The organism is Microbacterium sp. Leaf351, assembly GCF_001423825.1.
GTDB classification, from domain to species: Bacteria; Actinomycetota; Actinomycetes; order Actinomycetales; family Microbacteriaceae; genus Microbacterium; species Microbacterium ginsengisoli.
This window is the reverse complement of the sequence record NZ_LMPK01000038.1, coordinates 224583-227546: the sequence shown is the minus strand read 5'-3', so window position 1 is coordinate 227546 and position 2964 is coordinate 224583. Positions and strand designations below refer to the sequence as shown.

Sequence of the window (2964 nt, the reverse complement as noted above, 5' to 3'; positions counted from 1 at the left end):
CGCCGAGACCATTCCGCTGCGCGCGTAGGGAAGCACCGACAGGCGGATCATCTCCCAGCGGGTCGCCCCGAGAGCGAGGGCTGCCTCCTCGTGGAGGCGCGGGGTCTGCAGGAAGATCTCACGGGTGATCGAGGTGACGATCGGGAGGATCATCACCGCGAGCACCACGCCACCGGCGAGCATCGTGGAGCCCGTCGAAGTGACCTGTCCGCTGAACAGCGGGATCCAGCCGAAGTACTCGTTCAAGAACTGCGACAGGGGCAGGAGGAACGGGCGGATGACGATGATGCCCCAGAGGCCGAACACGATCGACGGGACCGCGGCGAGAAGATCGACGATGTAGCCGAGCAGCCCGGCGAGCCGGCGCGGGGCATAGTGCGAGATGAACAGTGCGATGCCGATCGCGACGGGGGCGCCGAGGATCATGGCGATCACTGCCGACCAGAGGCTTCCCCACAGCAACGGCGCGACGTACGCCCAGAAGCTCGACCAGCCGTTGCCGAGGGGGTTGTGGATGGCGGCCAGGTCCTGGTTGGAGCTCCAGTTCGCGGTGATCGCGGGGAGTCCCTGGATGATGAGGAAGATCGCGACTCCGGCGAGGATCACCATGATCGAGATCGCGGAGCCCGTGGAGAGTCCGAGGAAGACGGTGTCGCTCGCCCGGCGCTTGCCGATCAGTGATCGGGACGGAGAGGTCGTGGTGGTCGCCGCGTCAGCCACGGCTTCCCTCGTCTTCTCGCAGAGGCACGGCGTTCTCCTTCTCGGGTCGGGCGTCGTGTGGAGCTCCGAAGACGACACTAATGCGAACGGCTCGGACTCAGTCACCCCACCGAGCAGGCTCGGGAGGGCCACTCAGTCCGCCCGGATCCGATGAGCGGATCCGGGCGGGCCGAAGGGTGTTACTTGATGGTGGCGAGGGTCGCCTGGACCTGCGTCAGGATCTCGTCCGGAACCGGAGCGGAGCCGGCGTTCTTCGCGGCGACCTGCTGGCCGAGCGTCGACGCGACGAAGCCGAGGTACGACTTGACGAGCTTGGCCTGCGTGGCGTCCTTGAACGTGGTGCAGGTGATCGCGTAGGAGAGCAGCGGGATCGGGTAGGTGTCGGCGGTGAGCTTCGAGTAGTCGAAGACCTGCGACAGGTCGCCGGCCACACCGTTGGACTTGGTGGTCGCCGCGACCGCGAAGGTCTTGGAGACGGCCTCGGCCGAGTACGAGATGGCGGTGCCGCTCTGGATGATCGAGGCGGCGGTCAGCGAGCCGATGCCCGAGTGGTCGGCGTAACCGATGGTGCCGTTGCCCGACTTGACGGCGCCGACGACGCCCGAGGTGCCCTTCTGGAGCGACACGTTGCCGGTGATCGGCCATGCCGAGCCCGCCTTGTGCGTCCACACCGACGGTGCGGTGCCCACGAGGTAGTTGGTGAAGTTCTGGGTGGTGCCGGAGCCGTCCGAGCGCGCGACCGTCGTGATCGGGCCGGCGGGGAGGGCGGTGCCGTTGTCGGCGGTGATGGCCGGGTCGGACCAGTCGGTGATCTCCAGCGCGAAGATCTTGGCGATGGTGGTCGCGCTGAGCTTGAGGCTGGTGACGCCCGAGATGTTGAAGATGATCGCGACACCGTCGAGGTAGATCGGCAGGTTCACGCCGCCCTCGGTGCACAGGGCAGCCGACTTGGTGGTCTCGTCGGCCGACAGCGGAGCGTCGGAACCGGCGAAGTCGTAGGCGCCGTTGAGCCAGTTGGTGCGGCCGCCACCGGAGCCCTGCGACTTGTCGTAGTTGATCGTGACGTTCTTGTTGGTGGCGTTGTAGGCGGTGATCCAGGCGGTCTCCGCGTTGGCCTGCGCGCTCGAGCCACCGGCGGTGATGGTGCCGGAGAGCGTCGTGTCGATGGTCGAGGTCACGCCGGCGGCCGAGGCCGACGCCGAAGCGCCGCCGTTCGAGCCCGACGACGAGCAGCCTGCGAGTGCGATCGCGGCAACGGCGGCGAAGGCGCCGACCTGCGCAATGCGGGTGATCTTCACTGTGGAATCCTCACGTTTATCGGGTGTGCCCGGTGCATGGGCACGCCTGACGGTAAACGTCGGCCCTTAAGCGACGGCGGTGCACAGGTGAACAACGGGTGAACGTGGCCTGTGCGCCCGCCGCCCGCATCAGAGTGCGGGGGTGTGCGTCTCGATCGCCGCGATGCCGGCGCCGGGGTTCGTCGCGGACAGGTGCACGACCGAGAATCCGCCCACGGGGAGCGCCGATGCGCTGCCGAGGTAGGCGCCCCGCAGCGTGCCCGTCGCGAGTGCGAGCTCGGCGAGAATGTCGGGGAGCACGGGGCCGTGGCTGCAGAGCACCGCGGGCTTGCGGGAGCGCACCCGCTTGCCGATGACCGTGCGGGCGTCGCTGCGCCCCTCCTCCCAGAGGTCTTGGCTGATGAGGGGCGTCGTGCGCACGTCGCGCTCGAGGGCGGCGGCGAGCGGCGCGACGGTCGCGAGGCAGCGCACCGCCGGACTCGAGACGATCCGTCGCACCCCAAAGCTGCGCAGCGGCCCCACGAGCGCCTCGGCCTGGCGCGCGCCGCGGTCGGTGAGGGGTCGGTCGGCGTCCTCGCCCTTCCAGCTCTCGCGAGCGACGGCCTTCGCGTGGCGCAGGGCGATGACGGGGAAGGTCTGCAGCACGCCGCGATCGACGAAGTCGAGGAACTTCGTGACGATCTCGACGTCGACCGGGTAGCTGAGGTATCCGAGCGCGCGCTTCGGGGTGACCCACTCGAGCGCCGCGATCTCCTTGTTGGGCACGAACGCGCTCGCGCGGATCGCGGCATCCGTCGCCTCTGCCGCCCAGTAGTGCACGACCTTCTCGCGCCGGCTCGGCAGGTGGTAGCGCGAGACGCCGACGGGCACGCCGAGCGCGACCTTGATGCCGGTCTCCTCGAAGATCTCGCGCACGGCCGTCTCCAGCAGGCTCTCTCCGGGGTCG

General features: G+C 68.8%; 3 protein-coding genes. All 3 read right to left on the bottom strand.

The window, feature by feature from the left end; translation table 11 throughout:
• Nucleotides 1–720 (bottom strand): PstC family ABC transporter permease (locus ASG00_RS13875; protein WP_235559605.1); only part of this gene is annotated, 720 nt, incomplete at its 3' end.
• A 179-nt stretch (nt 721–899) separates the two neighbouring features.
• Nucleotides 900–2018 carry a PstS family phosphate ABC transporter substrate-binding protein gene (locus tag ASG00_RS13870; RefSeq protein ID WP_056210294.1) on the bottom strand — a complete coding sequence of 373 codons (1119 nt, stop codon included), beginning with the start codon at nt 2016–2018 and terminating at the stop codon, nt 900–902.
• Nucleotides 2019–2147: 129 nt separating this feature from the next.
• On the bottom strand, nt 2148–2964 hold an 817-nt coding region (locus tag ASG00_RS13865; protein WP_235559604.1), incomplete at its 5' end, for an NUDIX hydrolase.